The organism is Streptomyces lonarensis (genome assembly GCF_012033735.1).
GTDB lineage: Bacteria > Actinomycetota > Actinomycetes > Streptomycetales > Streptomycetaceae > Streptomyces > Streptomyces lonarensis.
Genome location: NZ_JAAVJD010000131.1, coordinates 1 through 15577, shown reverse-complemented (window position 1 = coordinate 15577; position 15577 = coordinate 1). Strand labels below are relative to the sequence as shown.

The window sequence follows — 15577 nt, the reverse complement described above, 5'->3', positions numbered from 1 at the left end:
GCCTCGCGGTAGGAGAAGTCGAACTCCTGGTAGGTGACCTCGTAGCCCGCCTCGTCGAGGAGTTCCCCGACGTATCGGGCGGCGGCGTCGTACCCGTCGGTGCCGGCGGCGGTGCGGCCGCGGCGCGCGGCGCGCACCGGGGGACGAGGGGCCGCAACTCGCCCCGGCGGGGCGGTTCGCGGCCCCGGTGCCGGGCCGGTACCACTTCCCGGCCACGCCTGTCTGCCGGAGTCCGCGGTGTGCCAGGATTCGCGCATGCCTATCGCGGACAAGTACCTCGCAGACGACGAAGACCTGGTCTTCTACACCCGCCAGCACTGGACCACGCTGGTCACGGAGTTCCTGCTCCTCCTCGTCGTCATCGCGGGTACCACCGCCCTGCTGTGGGTGGTGCCGTCCGAGGAGGAGTGGAGCGACATCGGCCGCTGGGTGATCGTCGGTGTCGGCGTGGTCGCCGCCCTCTGGTTCTGGCTGATCCCGCTGCTCCAGTGGCGTTCCACGGTCTACGTGCTGACGACCAAGCGGCTCCACAAGCGGACGGGGTTCATCACCAAGGCCGGCCGGTCGATCCCGCTGACCCGGGTCAACGACGTCTCCTACTCGGTTGGTCTGTGGGAGCGGATCATGCGGTACGGCACGCTGCATGTGCAGTCGGCCTCGGAGCAGGGGAAGATGACGCTGCGTCATGTGCCCGACCCGGAGCTGCTGAAGACGAAGATCTACCAGCAGATCGACGCGATCGGTCAGGACGGCCCGGGGTACCAGGTCTGAGTCACGCCCCTCCCCCGTCCACCTGGTGAGCCCCGGCCGTCCCGGCCGGGGCTCTCGCGCGTGCGGGGCCTCGTCCGGCCGGCGGGCCGTCAGGCGGGGGCGGCGCCGGTGCGCAGCGGGTCGTCGAGGACGGCACGGGTGACGGCGTGGGCAGCGCCGAGCAGCGGCCCGTCGGCGCCGAGGCGGGAGACGACCAGCGGCGGTGCGGTGCCGAGGCGGCGGCCGAGTTCCGCGGTGAGGGACGGCAGCAGCCAGGGTGCGAGGACGGCGAGCGCGCCGCCGAGGACGAGGGCGTGCGGGTCGAGCAGGTGGGTGGCGCCGGTGAGGGCGATGCCGAGGTCGGTGCCGGCGCCGCGCAGGGCGCGCAGCACGTCGGGGTCGCCGTCCCGGGCGCGGCCGCCGAGGTAGGCGGAGCGGGCGCCGGGGCCGGGGTGGTCGGCGACGGCGCGGGCGGGGTCGAGGCCGACGGCGCGGAGCAGGGCTGCTTCGCCGGCGTACTGCTCCAGGCAGCCGCGGCCGCCGCAGGCGCAGGGTTCGCCGCGGCGGCGGACGGGGACGTGGCCGAGTTCGCCGGCGAAGCCGCGGTTGCCGCGCAGCAGGCGGCCGTCGGTGAGGATCGCGGAGCCGATGCCGATCTCGGCGGAGATGTGGAGGACGTCGCCGGTGCGGCAGACGGGGTCGCCGATCCACAGTTCGGCGAGTGCGCCGAGGTTGGCCTCGTTGTCGGCGGTCGGCGGGGCGTGGGCGGCGAGGGGTCCGGTGGTGAGGTCGACGTCGCGCCAGCCGAGGTTGGGGGCCTGGACGACGTGGGCGCGGTCGCGGGAGACGAGGCCGGGGACGGCGACGCGGAGGCCGGCGGGGTGGAGTCCGGCGGCGGTGACCTCGTCGTGGACGTGGGTCACCAGTTCGGCGAGGCGTGCCAGGACGGGGCCGGGTTGGCTGCCTCGGTTGGCGGAGTCGACGGCCGCGCGGGCGCGGACGCGGCCGCGCAGGTCGACGGCGCAGACCGCGAGGTGGTCGACGCCGATCTCGGCGCCGAGGCCGCAGGGGCCGCGGTCGCTGAGGGCGAGGACGGTGCCGGGCCGGCCCGGGGCACCGGAGTGCCCGAGGCCGGCCTCGGCGAGCAGGCCGGCTGCCAGCAGGTCGTCCACCAGGGTGGAGACGGCGGTGCGGGTGAGGCCGATCCGGTCGGCGACCCGCGCCCGGGAGGCGGGGCCGCCGTCCGCGACGGCGTACAGGACGGCCGCGAGGTTGCGGCGCCGCATGTCCTGCTGGGTGTGCAGCCGGCGGGTGGTGGTCATCGCGGGAGGTTACCGCCCCGGTCGTCCCCGCCGGGGGCGTATCCGGTGGTGTCCGCCGTCGCGGGGGCGGTTCCCTCGGTGGCCGCGGTGCCCGGGGCGGGGCGGCGCAGCAGTGCGTCGGCGCCGGTGAGGGCGTTCTCCAGGCGGGCCAGGGCCTCGTCGTCGCGGGGGACGGCGTCGTGGGAGGGGCCCTCGGCGGTGCGCCAGCCGCGGGCGACCTCGGCCGGGTCGGTGCCGAGCAGCAGCCCGGCGGCCTGGGCGGCGGCGCCGAGCGCGACGAGTTCCTGGGCGCGGGGGACCTGGACGGGGCGGCCGGAGAGGCGTCGGACGGTCTCGCGCCAGGCGGTGCCGCGGGCGCCGCCGCCGATGAGCAGGATCGGTGCGTCGGGGCGGGACTCGTCGGCGAGGACGAGGTCGAGGGCGCGCAGCAGGGCGTAGACGGCGCCGTCGTAGGCGGCCTGGAGGACCTGACCGCCGGTGGTGTCGTGGCGCAGTCCGTGGAGCAGGCCGGAGGCGTAGGGGAGTTGGGGGGTGCGTTCGCCGTCGAGGAAGGGGAGCAGCACGGGCCCGGCGGCGGGTTCGACGTCCTCGCGTTCGCGGCCGAGGAGGGCCGCGATGCGGTCGACGGCGAGGGTGCAGTTGAGGGTGCAGGCCAGCGGGAGCCAGCCGTCGGTGGCGTCGGCGAAGCCGGCGACGGTGCCGGTCTCGTCGGCGGGGCGGGTGCGGCTGACGGCGTAGACGGTGCCGGAGGTGCCGAGGCTGAGGACGGGGGTGCCGGGTGCGAGGCCGAGGCCGAGGGCGGCGCCCATGTTGTCGCCGGTGCCGGCGGCGACGAGGGCGCCGGTCTTCAGCGGGAGTCCGGCGGCGGCCATGACGGTGCCGGCGCCCTCGCCGCGTCCGACGACGCGCGGGAGGAGGGCGGGGTCGAGGCCGAGGTGGTCGAGGATGCCGGTGTCGTAGCCGGCGTCGTCCCCGGCCCACCAGCCGGTGCCGGAGGCGTCGCCGCGGTCGGTGGTGCCCTCGCCGGTGAGGCGGCCGGTGAGGTAGTCGTGGGGCAGCCGGACGGCGGCGGTGCGGGCGGCGGCCTCGGGCTCGTTCTCGGTGAGCCAGCGCCACTTGGGGGCGGTGAAGGAGGGCGCGGGGACGCTGCCGACGCGGCGGGCCCAGGCGGCGGGGCCGCCGAGGTCGCGGACGAGGGAGTCGACCTGCGGTGCGGAGCGGACGTCGTTCCACTGGAGGGCGGGGCGGACGGGGGCGCCGGTGGCGTCGAGGGTCACCAGGCCGTGCTGCTGGCCGGCGACGGAGATGGCCTCGGCCTCGGTGGCGGCGCGTCCGCACTGCTCCAGGGCGGCGGTGAGCGCCGTCCACCAGTGCTCGGGGTCGATCTCGTGGGTGGCGGTGGTGGGGTGGCTCGCCTGGCCGGAGGCGACGACCTCACCGGTGGCGGTGTCCACGACGAGTGCCTTGGTGGACTGCGTCGAGCTGTCCACCCCGATGACCAGTGGTCCGTGCGCTGTGGCCATGGGTGCTGCCTCCTGGGGTCCGGGTGCGGTGCGGTGCGGTCGCGTGCGCCGTCGGTGCGGGTCGCCCGGGGTGGTCGGGTGCGCGGGCGGTCGTGGTGGCCCGCGCGCCGCCCGCCGCCGGTGCGCGCGTTCGCACACCCATGTTGCGACGACGGGTCTCTTGACTGCCCCGGCGGGTACGCATACTAATTTGTAAATAGCCCTGACGAAATGGCGGCCGGGCACACCGGTACCGCCGACCGTCACGGCCGGAACCCCCGCACGCCCGCAGGACCGAGACGAGGAGCGCCCGTGCCGCAGAACTACGTGCCCACCCCGCAGGACAAGTTCAGCTTCGGTCTGTGGACCGTCGGTTGGAGCGGCAACGACCCGTTCGGCGTCGCGACCCGCGCTCCGCTGGACCCGGTGGAGGCCGTGAACCGGCTGGCCGAACTGGGCGCCCACGGCATCACGTTCCACGACGACGACCTGATCCCGCACGGCTCCTCCGCGAGCGAGCGCGACGCGATCATCAAGCGGTTCAAGGACGCGCTGGCCACCACCGGCCTCAAGGTCCCGATGGCGACCACCAACCTCTTCTCCCACCCGGTCTTCAAGGACGGCGGCTTCACCGCCAACGACCGCGACATCCGCCGGTACGCGCTGCGCAAGACGATGCGCAACATCGACCTGGCGGCCGAGCTGGGCGCGGAGACCTACGTCGCCTGGGGCGGCCGGGAGGGCTCCGAGAGCAACGGCTCCAAGGACGTCCGCGGGGCGCTGGACCGGATGAAGGAGGCGTTCGACCTCCTCGGCGACTACGTCACCGAGCAGGGCTACGGGCTGCGGTTCGCGATCGAGCCGAAGCCGAACGAGCCCCGCGGCGACATCCTGCTGCCGACGGTCGGGCACGCCATCGCCTTCATCGACCGGCTGGAGCGGCCCGAACTGTTCGGTGTCAACCCGGAGGTCGGCCACGAGCAGATGGCCGGGCTGAACTTCGCGCACGGCATCGCCCAGGCGCTGTGGTCGGACAAGCTGTTCCACATCGACCTCAACGGCCAGCACGGCACCCGGTTCGACCAGGACCTCCGCTTCGGCGCCGGTGACCTGCGGGCGGCGTTCTGGCTGGTCGACCTGTTGGAGACCGGCGGCTACACCGGTCCGCGGCACTTCGACTTCAAGCCGCCGCGCACCGAGGACGCCGAGGGCGTCTGGGAGTCGGCCGCCGGCTGCATGCGTAACTACCTGATCCTGCGGGAGCGCGCCTCGGCGTTCCGGGCCGATCCGGAGGTGCAGGAGGCGCTGGCCGCCGCCCGCGTCGATGAGCTGAACACCCCGACGCTGGCGGCCGGTGAGACCGCCTCGGCGCTGCTGTCGGACGCCTCCGCGTTCGAGGAGTTCGACGTGGACGCCGCCGCCGCCCGCGGCATGGCCTTCGAGCGGCTGGACCAGCTGGCGATGGACCACCTGCTGGCGGCCCGTCCCTGAGACGGCGCGGCCGTTGGCGGGGTGGGAGGTCGCGGGGTGGGCGGTCGCGGGGTGGGTCGCGGGGGGGGGGCGCGGGGTGGGTGGTCGCGGTCCGTCCGCCGCCTGTTGCGGAAGGTCAGCGGTGTGCCACCGGGGTGCGTTCCACCGCGCCGGCGGGCAGGTTGGGCAGCCCCTCCGGGGTGTCCGGGACCGCGCCGGAGCCCGGTCCCGGCCCGGCGTCGTGCCCCGCGGGGCCGGCCGGTTCGTCCTGCGGCGGGTGCTCGGTGACGCGGGTCCCGGGGTGGAACCAGGAGCAGACGAACGCGAGCGCCATGGCGATGGCCATGCCGTAGAAGACCCAGCGGTTGGCCTCGGCGAAGTCGAGGCGGATCGCGCCGGCGGCGTTCCGCAGGGTCTCGGCGAGCGGGCCGTCCCCGCCGGGGCCGCGGCTGCCGGTCTGGCCGGTGACGGCCTCGGCGACGCCGGACGCCGCCCGGTCCGCCTCCCCGGTGGACAGGCCGCGCTCGCGCAGCGTCCCGGCGACGTTGTCGGTGGTGGCGTGGGTGAGCAGCGTGCCGTAGACGGCGAGCCCGATGGCGGCGGCGTAGTTGCGGATGGTCTGGATGACGCCGGTGACCTCGCCGTAGGAGGCACCGATGGAGCGGTTGACGGCGTCGGTCGAGGCGGGGGCCAGCAGGAAGCCGATCCCGGCGCCGGCCAGCGCCACGAACGGCCACTGGTTGTGCATCGAGAGGTCGGTGAGCCGGGCCGCCCACAGCGCGAACCCCACCGCGCCCACGGCGCCGCCGAGCCGGATCGCGGGCCGGGCACCGCGCTTGTCCAGGATGCGGCCGCCGACCTGCGAGGCGATGGCGAAACCGGCGAAGAAGTACAGCAGGTACAGCGCGGCCTGGTTGGCGGTGGCGCCGAGCGAGACCTGCGCGTAGACCGAGGCGAAGAAGAACAGCGGCACGAACGCCAGCATCGCGAAGAACAGCACCAGGTTGTCGGCGGTGAAGGCCCGGTCGCGGAAGACCCGCAGCTGGATCAGCGGCTCGCGGACCCGCAGTTCGTAGCGGCAGAAGACCACCAGCACGGCGGCGCCGCCGATAATGCACGCCCAGGTCGCCACCGACCGCCAGCCCCAGGACGAGGCCTGCTGGAAGCCGAGCACGCCGAGCCCCATGCCGACCGCGACGAGGAACGCACCGGGCAGGTCGAGCCGTTCGGCGCGGCGGCGGTCGGGAATGTGGGCGAGCGAGGCCAGCACCAGCGCGATGACGGCGACGGGGACGTTGACCCAGAAGATCGCCCGCCAGGTCCACTCGGTGAGCCAGCCGCCGAGCAGCGGTCCGAGGGCGGTGAGCGCCCCGGTGAGCCCGAAGAACAACGCCAGTGCCCGGCCCCGGCGTTCCACCGGGAAGACCGCGACGACGACGGCGAGCGCGGCGGGGAAGAGCAGCGCGGCGCCGAACCCCTGGATCGCGCGGAAGGTGATCAACCAGGCCTGGGCGAAGCCGCTGTCGGGCACCGCGCCGCACATCACGGAGGCCAGCACGAACACCACGGTGCCGACGAGCATGATCCGCTTGTGGCCGTAGATGTCGGAGAGCCGCCCGCCGAGCGCGAAGAACGCGGCCAGTGCCAGCAGGTAGGCGTTGATCACCCACTGCACGCCGGACGAGGTGAGGCCGACCTCGTCGCTGATGCTGGGCGCGGCGATGGCGACGATCGTCTGGTCGATGAAGATCATCGCGACGCCGAACATCATCGCGGCGAGCGCCAGCTTCGGGTTGGTCCGGCCCCGGCCGGCCGAGAGCCCCTGGCCATCGGCCGGGGGCGCACCGGGCGGCGGGGCGCCGCCCGTCCTCGCGTGCTGGTGGTGGGCCATGGCGACCTCCTCGTGCGCGCCGTGCGGGCGCGGCCACCACCCCGGCCACCGCGTCGCGCCGGTCGCCACCGCACCCCGCCGCCCCGGGGGCTCGCACGCCCCGCGGCCGGTCGAGGACCGGCCGGGCGGAATCCGTCCTCCCCAGCTTGGCCCGCTGCTCACGCAACCGCACCTCCACGCGCAGGGCGGCGGAAGTGGCGGAGGGCAGCGACCGGTCGGGGCCAACCGGGTGTGCGGCGCGGGCGCGGCGGGGAGGCTGGACCGGTGACGACGGGCGAGGCCGAGGAGCCGACGGCCAGCACGCTCCGCCCCGCCCAGGAGGGCGACGCGGGGCCGGGCGACGCGGGGCCGGCCGCTCGGGCGCTGCGCCACGTGGCGGCCAGAGCGTCCGGGCCGCCGGTCGACGCCGCGTGGCGGGTGACGCTCAACTTCCACCCGGACCGGAGTAACGCCGGGGCGGCGATCCTCGACTCGATGGCCGGCAGCGGGATCTACTCCTCCCAGTTCGTCACCGGTACGGGGAACGGCGGGCTGACCGCGCGCCCCGGCGGTGACCGGTGGCACTGGGAGAGCCGGATGTTCGCCGGCGCCTACGACGAGGCCCCGGCGGCGGAACGTCCCGTGTACGGCGGGCTCAACTTCCGCCGTCGGTCCTTCGGCGCTGCGCCGCGGTTCGGCTCCGCCCATCTGCGCCTGCGTGCGGAGGTGCTGGGACGCAGCACCTTCTGCTACCCGGACAGCTGCTTCTCGCCCGATGCCGTGGGGGTCGCGGCACGGCTCGGGCTGGTCGAGCGGGCCGTCGCGGACGGCCGGGACGTGCTGGACGACTACGTCGAAGCACAGGTGCACGGGCCGGTGCTGCTCTCCCACGACGTGGAGGCGCTGGTGCTCGACCCCAGCCATCGGGGCACCCCGGTGGAGGCCGCGGCGCGCCGACTCCCCTGCCCGCTGGAATGGCACGCCGGTTTCCGTGTCTCGGTGGCGACCCTTCGGCAGCACCCGGACTATCGCGGGGAGCAGTACGTCGACCTCGCCGAACGCATCGCAGTCGGCGGCTGGTTGGACCCCGACATCGTCGGACGCGCAGTTGCCGCCGGGCGGCACGACCCGGCGGCCGTCAAGCGGGTGTGGCACTACGTCGCCCGCTTCGGGGCCGCCCACGACAGCTCGGCGGTGCCAACCGCGCGGGAGCGCTGAGCGGCCCGGTCGCGGCGGACCGCGGCACGCTGACGGCGGGGTGGCGGCAGGGGTGCGCCGGGCGCGGCGGGGCGGGCCCTTCTCGGGGCCCGGCCGGCTGCGCCCGGCGGTGGGTGGTGCGCGCAGCGCCGACGACCGGCCGTACCGATCGCGGGCGCCGCGCGGATCAGGGTGCCGGCCCGGCGGCCGGCCGACCGGCGCTCAGGTCACCAGCATGAAGAGCAACAGGCCGATGCCACCGAGGAAGAGCAGCAGCAGGGTCGCCAACAGGCCGTATCCCGACTTGGCGCTGGCCTGGGAGCGCGAGTCCGCCTGTGAACCGGCGCGCGAGGCGGCGGCGTTGTGGACGTGGACCTCGGTGCGCTGGGTGTGCTGGGACTGCGACCGGCGGTTGGTCACGCGGTTGTCCTGGGACCGCTGGTCCTGGAAGCGGCGGTCCTGCGTGCGCTGGTCCCGCTGGTCCTGGAAGCGGCGGTCCTGGGTCCGCTGGTCCCGCTGATCGCGCTGGTCCCGGTTGTCGTGCCGTTCGGCGCGCTCGCGGCGGTTCGATCGGTCCTGCGGGCGGGCAGCGCCGGACCCCTGGCTGTGGCGCGGCTGCTTGGCCATGGCGGACCCCTTCGTCGGTCTGTGCTTCTCCACATCGTGGGGCAGCCGACCGGCGGAAGCGAGGGAAACGGGGTTCACAGGCGGTGCACGACAGAGCACTCGGGGCGCACGGTGGTGGCGCCTCAGCGCACGACGAACTCCGTGTCACCCACAGGCTGTTCGTCGTTCACCGTCATGTGGTCGACCACCGCCGCTTCGGGGCCGCGCTGCGCCCACTCCAGCAGGCTGTCCACAGCCTGTGGATCGCCCTCGAAGGTCGCCTCGACCCGGCCGTCCGGCAAGTTGCGCACCCAGCCGGTGACGCCCGCCGCGCGCGCCTCGCGGCGGCAGCTGTCCCGGTAGAACACGCCCTGGACACGGCCGGTCACGAGTACGTGTCTGCGGATCATGGTGCCTCCCTCGCCGTCGGTACGCACAGCATGACAGCGCGCCCCGGGCCACGCCCGGCAGCGCGGCGGTCCACCCGGGCCGGGCCCGAGTGACCGCGTTCGCCGCCACCGGCGCCGGCTCCGGCTCTGTCCTCCGGCTCCGGCTCCGGCTCCGGCTCCGGCTCCGGCGCCCGGATCACACCACGCGAAGGACGTGCTTGCCGCGGACGCCGCCCGACTCCAGGGCGCGGTGCGCGTCGGCCACGGCGGCGAGGGGGTGGACGGTGTCGACCACCGGCCGCAGCACGCCCTGCTCGGCCAGCTGCGCGGCGCGCACCAGCAGGGCCGTGTCGGGGGCGCCGCTGAAGAAGCGGACCCGGCGCCGCCCGTGCACGGCGGAGACCAGCAGGTAGCCGGCGGCAGCGGGCAGTCTGCCGTAGTCCAGGGCGATTGCCACCATGCGCCCGCCCGGGGCCAACAGGCGGCGGTACGCGCGATGCTCGGTACCGACGGTGTCCAGCACCACGTCGAACTCCCCCAGGTCGGCGGGGCCGTGGCGCCGCCGGTCCACCACCTCGTCCGCACCGAGACCCGTCAGAAACTCCCGCGCACCCTCACTGGCCAGCGCGGTGACGCGGGCGCCGAGATGCTTGCCGACCTGCACGGCGACGCTGCCGACGCCGCCCGCCGCCCCACGCACCAGCAGGCGCTCCCCCGGGCGCAGCCCGGCCTTCTCGCTCAGCGCCGTGAGGGAGGTGGTCGCCCCGGCGATCAGCGACGCGCTCTCCGTCGCGGAGAGCGCGGCCGGCGCGGGCGCGGTCCGGTCCGCCGCGACCGCCACGTACTCGGCGGCGGAGGCCATGGTGCGGCCGAGCACGCCCCAGACCTGCTCCCCCGGCTCCCTGCCGACCACCCCGGGGCCCACCGACGCCACCTCTCCGACGAGGTCGATGCCGAGCCGCTGCGGAAAGCGGCGACCGGTGATCAGCCTGATGCGGCCGGAGCGCGCGGCGAGTTCACCGCCGTTGACGCCCAGCGCGTGCACGCGGACGAGGAGTTCACCCTCCCCGGCGGTCGGGCGGGCGACCCGTCCGACGCGGAGCACGTCGGGCGGTCCGTAGCGGTCGAAGAGCACTGCGTCCATGTCGGTCACGGTCGGTCCCGTCTCGTGGCGCCGCACCGGTCGGCCCGGACCGGGGCTGATGCGCACGGCCCTCGACGGGGCCGCAGCGCCACGCTAACCAGCGAAACGGACGACACCTTCCGTTTTCGCTAAAGTGAGAGTCATGGCTGATCAGCGCTCTCGGACCCCGGACGGCACGACGGCGGACCGGACAGGTAGGTCGACCGACGGGCAGGGGAACGACGGACCGGGGAACGGCGGACCGGGGAACGGCGGACGGGGGAACGGCGGACAGGGGGACGACGGGCAGGCGAGCGACGGGCTCCGGTCCGACGCCCGCCGGAACCGGGAACGCATCCTCGCCGCCGCGCGCGAGGCCTTCGACGCCCACGGCATCGACGCACCGCTCACGGCGGTCGCCCGCCGCGCCGGCGTCGGCCCGGCCACGCTCTACCGGCACTTCCCCACCCGCGCCGCGCTGGTGACCGAGGCGTTCCGGCAGCAACTCGACCACTGCCACCAGCTGATCGAGGAGGCGGCCACCGACCCCGACCCGTGGCGCGGCCTGTGCACCGTCGTCCACGCGGTGACCGAGGTCCAGGCGGTCCACCGAGGTTGCGCGGCGGCGTTCCAGACCCGGTTCCCCGGCGCTGTGGAGTTCAACGCGGAACGGGACCGGGCGGAGGCGCACCTCGCGGAGCTGGTGTCCCGCTGCCGGCAGGCCGGGGTGCTGCGCCCGGACTTCGACCTCTCGGACCTCAGCCTGCTCTTCCTCGCACAGCACGGCGTCGCCGCAGGACCGCCGGAGGTCGCGCTGGCGGCCACCCGGCGGCTCGTCGGTTATCTGCTCCAGGGCTTCCGCGCCGAGGGCGCCCCGGCCCTGCCGCCACCCGCGCCGCTACGGCTGGACCACGTGCACGGGGTCGCCGCCCCGGGCTGAACCCGCGCGGCCCCGGGGCTCCGGCCGCGCGTCACCCGGCGCGGCGGGTGAACCCCGCGGCGCGGACGGCGGTGACGAAGCCGGTCCAGGCAGCGGCCGGGATCACCAGGAACGGGCCGTGCGGAACCTTGGAGTCCCGCACCGGCAACACCCCCGGCACACCATCCGCCACCTCGACGCAGTCGCCGCCGTTACCGTTGCTGTGGCTCGACGTGCGCCAAGAGGCGATACTCAGGTCGAAGGATGCGGGCATCGCGGCACTCTCCCTTCCGATCGGCGCCCGACCGCCCGCCCCGCGGGGGCCGGCCGACGTGTGCACCGCCGGCGTCAGCGCGGAAGCTCACCGGCGCGGACGGCGGTGAGGAAGCCGGTCCAGGCAGCGGCCGGGATCACCAGGAACGGGCCGTGCGGAACCTTGGAATCCCGCACCGGCAACACCCCCGGCACACCATCCGCCACCTCGACGCAGGAACCCCCGTCACCGTTGCTGTGGCTCGATGCGCGCCAGCATGCGCGGCTCGGGTCGAACGGAGTCGTCATGACGTCGGTACTCCTCCATGATGGATTCCAACAGACTCAGAGACGCCGCCGGCGGCAGCGCCGCAGCTTTGGCCAGATCGTACGCGTCACGGCATTTCCGAACCAGGTCCGGCGTATCAGCATCGGCCACCCACCCGGTGCATGCGCCTTCTTCGTAGGCGAGATCCGGTTGGTCTCGAAACTTGAGAACCGTGACCATGGATGCCATGGCGGCATGTGAGCCGTGGCTGAACGGAACCACCTGAACAGTGACCCGGTGACGCCGCACCAGCGCCGCGATGTGCGCCAGTTGGGCTGCCATCAGGGCAGGGCTGCCGACGACCGCTCGCAGCACCGCCTCGGAGAGGATGAACCACGCCTCGGGCAGCTCCTTCTCCAACAGCCGCTGTCTCGCCATGCGGTTGGCGATCTGCTCCTCCAACTCCTCATCTCGCCACGAGAAACGAGAGGTCCGAAAGACGACGCGGGCGTATGCCTCGGTCTGCAGCAGCCCGGGTACAAGCGCGGGAGCGAACTCCTCGATGCGCTTCGCTCCCTGCTCAGCAAAGGCGACCCGCTCGAAGTACTCGGCGAACGGACGACGCTTGAGGAACCGGCGGAAGGTCCCGCCGGTGTCGAAGATCTCGTCGAGGCGTTCGGCATCCTGCGGGCACGGCTTGCGTCGCCCGGCCTCCCAGTGCGCGACCAGCGTCGCGTGGACCCGCAGCCGGTCACCTAATTCGATCTGCGTGAGGCCGGCGCGCTCCCTGTGAGCGCGGAGTTCCTCGGCGTACGGCTCTCGCGATGCCATAACAGTCCCCTCGTGATGACGACGGTGGTCCCCTCAGCGGGATGACCGTCAGCCTAGGAGGGCCGACACCGCACCGTGTCCGATCCACTGCGGGAGGTCACCACGCTGCGGTGAATGGGAGCCCTCCCATCGCGAGCAGGGCCTCAAGTGAGCTACGGAGAAGCTGAGTTGGTGGCGCGGGCGCATCCGGGCACACGACAGCGCGAAGAGCCCAGGCGCACCACCCTCGCGGCATCGGAGACGGCACGCCAGGACGCAGGCGCACCGGAGACGAAAGCGCCGTGATCGACCGTCATCATCGAGCTGAAAGCGAATGACCACTCTGAATTTCCCGGGGTGGTGAGGCACCGGAGTGGCGCCCGGAATTCACCCCGCGTGACGCGAGGCCGATGCAGCCCGGCGTCGACTTGCGCGTGTTCATTCCGAGGTTCGATCGGCGCCCGACCGGACGCGCGAGGCGGGCGTAACGGGTTCACCGATGTGGATGCTCGGCTGCCGGGGATGCCGTGCCTGCCACCCGCTCCGCACGGCGTGGACCACCAGAGCCAGCGCGACGGCGACGGCGACGAGCCGAATCACCTGCCACGTCGCTCCCACCATCGGGCCTTGCCGGTCCGCCTCCATGGTCAGCCGCATCGAGGTCTCGTAGAAGGCAACGAACGGGACGACCAGGCGAAAGAGCAGGCCGCGGACGCCAGGCATGCGCGCCAGATACCCCAGGAGCCCCACGGGCGCACCAAGCAGGAACGCCATTACTCCCCACGTGATGATCCGGGAGGAAAGCCCCTCGCTGGGGGCGCCGTACTCCATCCCCACGGGAGCAAGGGGGCTGATGTGCTTGTACAGGTAATAGGCGATCACGCCGATGGTCAGACCGCAGGAAGACAGCAGCGCCGACTCGATCTTGGATCGACTGAAGTAGCCCACCAGGAACGCATAGGCCGCCCACGACCACCCGCCGGAGAAGGTCAGATGCAGGGCGACAGCGATAGGACCGTCCCATTCCCCGGCCAGAGGACCCGCTATGCCCAGCAGCAGACCCGCCACAAGGGACACCACGACCGAAATGACGCGATAGCGTAAGAAGTTCACAATTCCCTCTTCCCAAGGTCTACATGGAGTCTCTTCCAGCCCGCTTGACCGATTGGAAGAGACGCTCTTCGGACCAGGACTGCGCCGAGCGGCTCATCACCAGCCGACAGGCCAGCGCCTCCTTCGCCTGACGACGCACACAGCGGCCCGCGGGCCCCGTCACCTCTCGGCGCGGCAACCGGCCAGCAGCAGCTCCACCATGCGCCGGGCGACGGCCCGGTCGTAGTCGGGTCCGGTGATGCAGAGGTTCCCGACGGCACGCAGCAGCGGGTACGCGGTTACTCCGGGGCGGAGTTCACCCGCGTCCGCGCAGGCGTCGAGCAGGGACTCGCAGGCGGGAAGCAGGGTGTCGAGCATCAGGGCGTGCAGGTTCTCCAGCCCTGGATCGCCGGAGCCCAGCGCCGCACCGAGGCCGTGCTTGGTGACCAGGAAGTCCACGAAGGCGTCCAGCCAGCGGCCGAGCGCGGTGAACGGCGAGTCGGACTCGGCGAGGAGTCTCGGTGCGAGCGCGGCACAGGCGTCGATCTGGTGCCGGTAGACGGCCGTGACGAGCTCCGCACGGGTGGGGAAGTTCCGGTAGATCGTCCCCACACCCACGCCGGCGCGCTCCGCGATGTCCCGGACGGGCGCCTGCACCCCCTGGTCCACGAACACCGCCGCTGCGGCGTCCAGAACACCGCAGCGGGTGCGCTGCGCCTGGGCTCGACGCACCCCGACCGACTCCGTCACGAAGGGCTCCCTCTGCTCGCCGAGTACCTGCCAACAGCGCACCGACCGCTCGCGGATTGCTCGCGGAACATTGTTCCGCTAAGTTGGCGGAACAACGCTCCGCCAGTCTACGGCAGCACCCTCCCCCAGCGAAAGCCCAGGTCAGCCATGCGCTTTTCCCATTCCCCCATGTCCCCCTCCGTGCCACTGATCTCCGTCAAACCCCTCACCGTCCCGGCGCCCGGGCGCGAGGAAGCGCTGCGGGTGAGGGTCACCGCGCCACGGTCGGGGCGCAACCTGCCGGTCATCGTGTTCTCGCACGGGAACGGCTGGTCCCTGGACGGCTACGGCCCCCTCGTGGACCGGTGGGCAGCCGCCGGCTTCGTCGTGGTGCAACCCACCCACCCGGACTCCCGCCGCCATGCGATCGGCTGGGACGACCCGCGCTTCGCCGCCGTCTGGCGGGTGCGGATCGCCGACCTCCACGCCGTCCTCGACCACCTCGGCTCCGTGCTGGCCGACGCGGGCCTGACGGAGAGCGCCGATCCGGAGCGCGTCGCCGTCGTCGGCCACTCCTGGGGCGCCCAGACGGCGGGCACCCTCCTCGGCGCGCGCGTCCTGGACGCGGACGGCATGCGCGGCGAGGACTTCTCCCATTCCGGAGTGACGGCCGGGGTGCTCCTCACGCCCGCCGGAACCGGCGACACCCTCACCGACTTCGCCGCCGAGCACCTCCCCTTCATGCACCCGGACTTCACCACCATGACCGCCCCGACGCTGATCGTCGCGGGCGGCCGGGACCAGTCGCAGCTCTCCACGCGGGGGCCGGAGTGGTTCACCGACGCGTACCACCGAAGCCCGGCTCCGAAGAACCTGTTGACCCTCACCGAGGCCGAGCACACCCTGGGCGGTATCGCCGGGGAGATGGTCGCGGAGACCACCGACGAGCACCCCGCCCGCGTCGCCTTCCTCGGCGACGCGACATCCGCCTACCTCCGCGCGGTACTCGCGCACGACCCCGCCGGCTGGGATGCCCTGCGCCGCAGCGGCGCGGGTGACAGCGGCGGCGGCTGGAGCATCACCACCAAGTGACGCGTCACCGGACGGGGTTCGGCGCACGCCCCGGGGCCACCCGCGTCGCGGCGAGGGCGGGCGCGGTGGCGGTGGCGACGGTCACCGGCTCCCGGCTCCCGGCCGCCGGCGGCAACGCGAAGGGCGCCGGTGCGCCACCCTCGCGGGTGGTGCACCGGCGCCCCGGGCGCGGGGGGGGGGGGGGGG

At 73.8% G+C, this 15577-nt stretch carries 16 protein-coding genes; 5 read left to right on the top strand and 11 right to left on the bottom strand.

Annotated elements, in window-relative coordinates; translation table 11 throughout:
- Window positions 1–255 precede the first annotated feature (255 nt).
- Complete coding sequence (locus HCN56_RS16320; RefSeq protein WP_167971827.1) at window positions 256–771, top strand: PH domain-containing protein; 516 nt, start codon at window positions 256–258, stop codon at window positions 769–771.
- Between the two features lie 89 nt (window positions 772–860).
- Here HCN56_RS16320 and HCN56_RS16315 read toward each other — a convergent pair whose 3' ends face one another.
- Together HCN56_RS16315 and xylB are read right to left on the bottom strand one after the other, a co-directional pair.
- A complete protein-coding gene (locus HCN56_RS16315) occupies window positions 861–2072 on the bottom strand; it encodes an ROK family protein (protein ID WP_167971826.1) in 1212 nt (403 codons plus the stop codon).
- Window positions 2069–3595 (bottom strand): xylulokinase, encoded by a 1527-nt coding sequence (xylB, locus tag HCN56_RS16310; protein ID WP_167971824.1) that lies wholly within the window; start codon window positions 3593–3595, stop codon window positions 2069–2071. Before xylB ends, HCN56_RS16315 begins: the two co-directional genes overlap by 4 nt.
- A 291-nt stretch (window positions 3596–3886) precedes the next feature.
- On the opposite strand from xylB, the gene xylA reads away from it, so the two are divergent.
- Window positions 3887–5065, top strand: coding sequence for a xylose isomerase (gene xylA, locus HCN56_RS16305; protein WP_312871262.1), 1179 nt, complete (start codon window positions 3887–3889; stop codon window positions 5063–5065).
- A gap of 115 nt (window positions 5066–5180) precedes the next feature.
- On the opposite strand, the gene HCN56_RS16300 is transcribed toward xylA, so the two are convergent.
- Window positions 5181–6935, bottom strand: a complete 1755-nt coding sequence (locus HCN56_RS16300; RefSeq protein ID WP_167971820.1) for an MFS transporter — start codon at window positions 6933–6935, stop codon at window positions 5181–5183.
- 363 nt (window positions 6936–7298) lie between these two features.
- Here HCN56_RS16300 and HCN56_RS16295 point away from each other — a divergent pair, with 363 nt between their 5' ends.
- Complete coding sequence (locus HCN56_RS16295) at window positions 7299–8132, top strand: DUF3626 domain-containing protein (protein ID WP_209312820.1); 834 nt, start codon at window positions 7299–7301, stop codon at window positions 8130–8132.
- Between the two features lie 201 nt (window positions 8133–8333).
- Here the strand turns inward: HCN56_RS16295 and HCN56_RS16290 are convergent, their stop codons facing one another.
- The 3 genes from HCN56_RS16290 to HCN56_RS16280 form a co-directional block, all read right to left on the bottom strand.
- Complete coding sequence (locus HCN56_RS16290) at window positions 8334–8738, bottom strand: hypothetical protein (RefSeq protein WP_167971816.1); 405 nt, start codon at window positions 8736–8738, stop codon at window positions 8334–8336.
- 122 nt (window positions 8739–8860) lie between these two features.
- A complete protein-coding gene (locus HCN56_RS16285) occupies window positions 8861–9127 on the bottom strand; it encodes an acylphosphatase (RefSeq protein WP_167971814.1) in 267 nt (88 codons plus the stop codon).
- Window positions 9128–9302: 175 nt separating this feature from the next.
- Entirely contained in the window at window positions 9303–10259 is a 957-nt protein-coding gene (locus HCN56_RS16280; protein WP_167971812.1) for an NAD(P)-dependent alcohol dehydrogenase, read from the bottom strand.
- Between the two features lie 133 nt (window positions 10260–10392).
- Between HCN56_RS16280 and HCN56_RS16275 the strand changes: the two genes are divergently transcribed.
- Window positions 10393–11169, top strand: a complete 777-nt coding sequence (locus tag HCN56_RS16275; protein WP_167971810.1) for a TetR/AcrR family transcriptional regulator — start codon at window positions 10393–10395, stop codon at window positions 11167–11169.
- Between the two features lie 31 nt (window positions 11170–11200).
- Here HCN56_RS16275 and HCN56_RS16270 read toward each other — a convergent pair whose 3' ends face one another.
- The 5 genes from HCN56_RS16270 to HCN56_RS16250 form a co-directional block, all read right to left on the bottom strand.
- Window positions 11201–11422: a DUF397 domain-containing protein gene (locus HCN56_RS16270; protein WP_167971808.1), complete on the bottom strand. Its 222-nt coding sequence runs from the start codon at window positions 11420–11422 to the stop codon at window positions 11201–11203.
- 74 nt (window positions 11423–11496) lie between these two features.
- On the bottom strand, window positions 11497–11709 hold the full coding sequence (locus HCN56_RS16265; protein WP_167971806.1) for a DUF397 domain-containing protein: 213 nt from the start codon (window positions 11707–11709) through the stop codon (window positions 11497–11499).
- Window positions 11648–12499: a helix-turn-helix domain-containing protein gene (locus HCN56_RS16260; RefSeq protein ID WP_167971804.1), complete on the bottom strand. Its 852-nt coding sequence runs from the start codon at window positions 12497–12499 to the stop codon at window positions 11648–11650. The genes HCN56_RS16265 and HCN56_RS16260 overlap by 62 nt, the downstream gene beginning before the upstream one ends.
- A gap of 417 nt (window positions 12500–12916) precedes the next feature.
- Entirely contained in the window at window positions 12917–13591 is a 675-nt protein-coding gene (locus tag HCN56_RS16255) for a hypothetical protein (protein WP_209312817.1), read from the bottom strand.
- Window positions 13592–13750: 159 nt separating this feature from the next.
- Window positions 13751–14320 (bottom strand): TetR/AcrR family transcriptional regulator, encoded by a 570-nt coding sequence (locus HCN56_RS16250; RefSeq protein ID WP_167971802.1) that lies wholly within the window; start codon window positions 14318–14320, stop codon window positions 13751–13753.
- 168 nt (window positions 14321–14488) lie between these two features.
- Here HCN56_RS16250 and HCN56_RS16245 point away from each other — a divergent pair, with 168 nt between their 5' ends.
- Window positions 14489–15391 (top strand): alpha/beta hydrolase family protein, encoded by a 903-nt coding sequence (locus HCN56_RS16245; protein WP_167971800.1) that lies wholly within the window; start codon window positions 14489–14491, stop codon window positions 15389–15391.
- Window positions 15392–15577 lie beyond the last annotated feature (186 nt).

What these genes read in the sequence shown, in the direction of transcription:
- HCN56_RS16300 (WP_167971820.1), bottom strand. Translation starts at nt 6,935, where the DNA reads ATGGCCCACCACCAGCACGCGAGGACGGGCGGCGCCCCGCCGCCCGGT.
- HCN56_RS16285 (WP_167971814.1), bottom strand. Translation starts at nt 9,127, where the DNA reads ATGATCCGCAGACACGTACTCGTGACCGGCCGTGTCCAGGGCGTGTTC.
- HCN56_RS16245 (WP_167971800.1), top strand. Translation starts at nt 14,489, where the DNA reads ATGTCCCCCTCCGTGCCACTGATCTCCGTCAAACCCCTCACCGTCCCG.
- HCN56_RS16290 (WP_167971816.1), bottom strand. Translation starts at nt 8,738, where the DNA reads ATGGCCAAGCAGCCGCGCCACAGCCAGGGGTCCGGCGCTGCCCGCCCG.
- HCN56_RS16270 (WP_167971808.1), bottom strand. Translation starts at nt 11,422, where the DNA reads ATGCCCGCATCCTTCGACCTGAGTATCGCCTCTTGGCGCACGTCGAGC.
- HCN56_RS16320 (WP_167971827.1), top strand. Translation starts at nt 256, where the DNA reads ATGCCTATCGCGGACAAGTACCTCGCAGACGACGAAGACCTGGTCTTC.
- HCN56_RS16315 (WP_167971826.1), bottom strand. Translation starts at nt 2,072, where the DNA reads ATGACCACCACCCGCCGGCTGCACACCCAGCAGGACATGCGGCGCCGC.
- HCN56_RS16265 (WP_167971806.1), bottom strand. Translation starts at nt 11,709, where the DNA reads ATGACGACTCCGTTCGACCCGAGCCGCGCATGCTGGCGCGCATCGAGC.
- HCN56_RS16260 (WP_167971804.1), bottom strand. Translation starts at nt 12,499, where the DNA reads ATGGCATCGCGAGAGCCGTACGCCGAGGAACTCCGCGCTCACAGGGAG.
- xylB (WP_167971824.1), bottom strand. Translation starts at nt 3,595, where the DNA reads ATGGCCACAGCGCACGGACCACTGGTCATCGGGGTGGACAGCTCGACG.
- HCN56_RS16275 (WP_167971810.1), top strand. Translation starts at nt 10,393, where the DNA reads ATGGCTGATCAGCGCTCTCGGACCCCGGACGGCACGACGGCGGACCGG.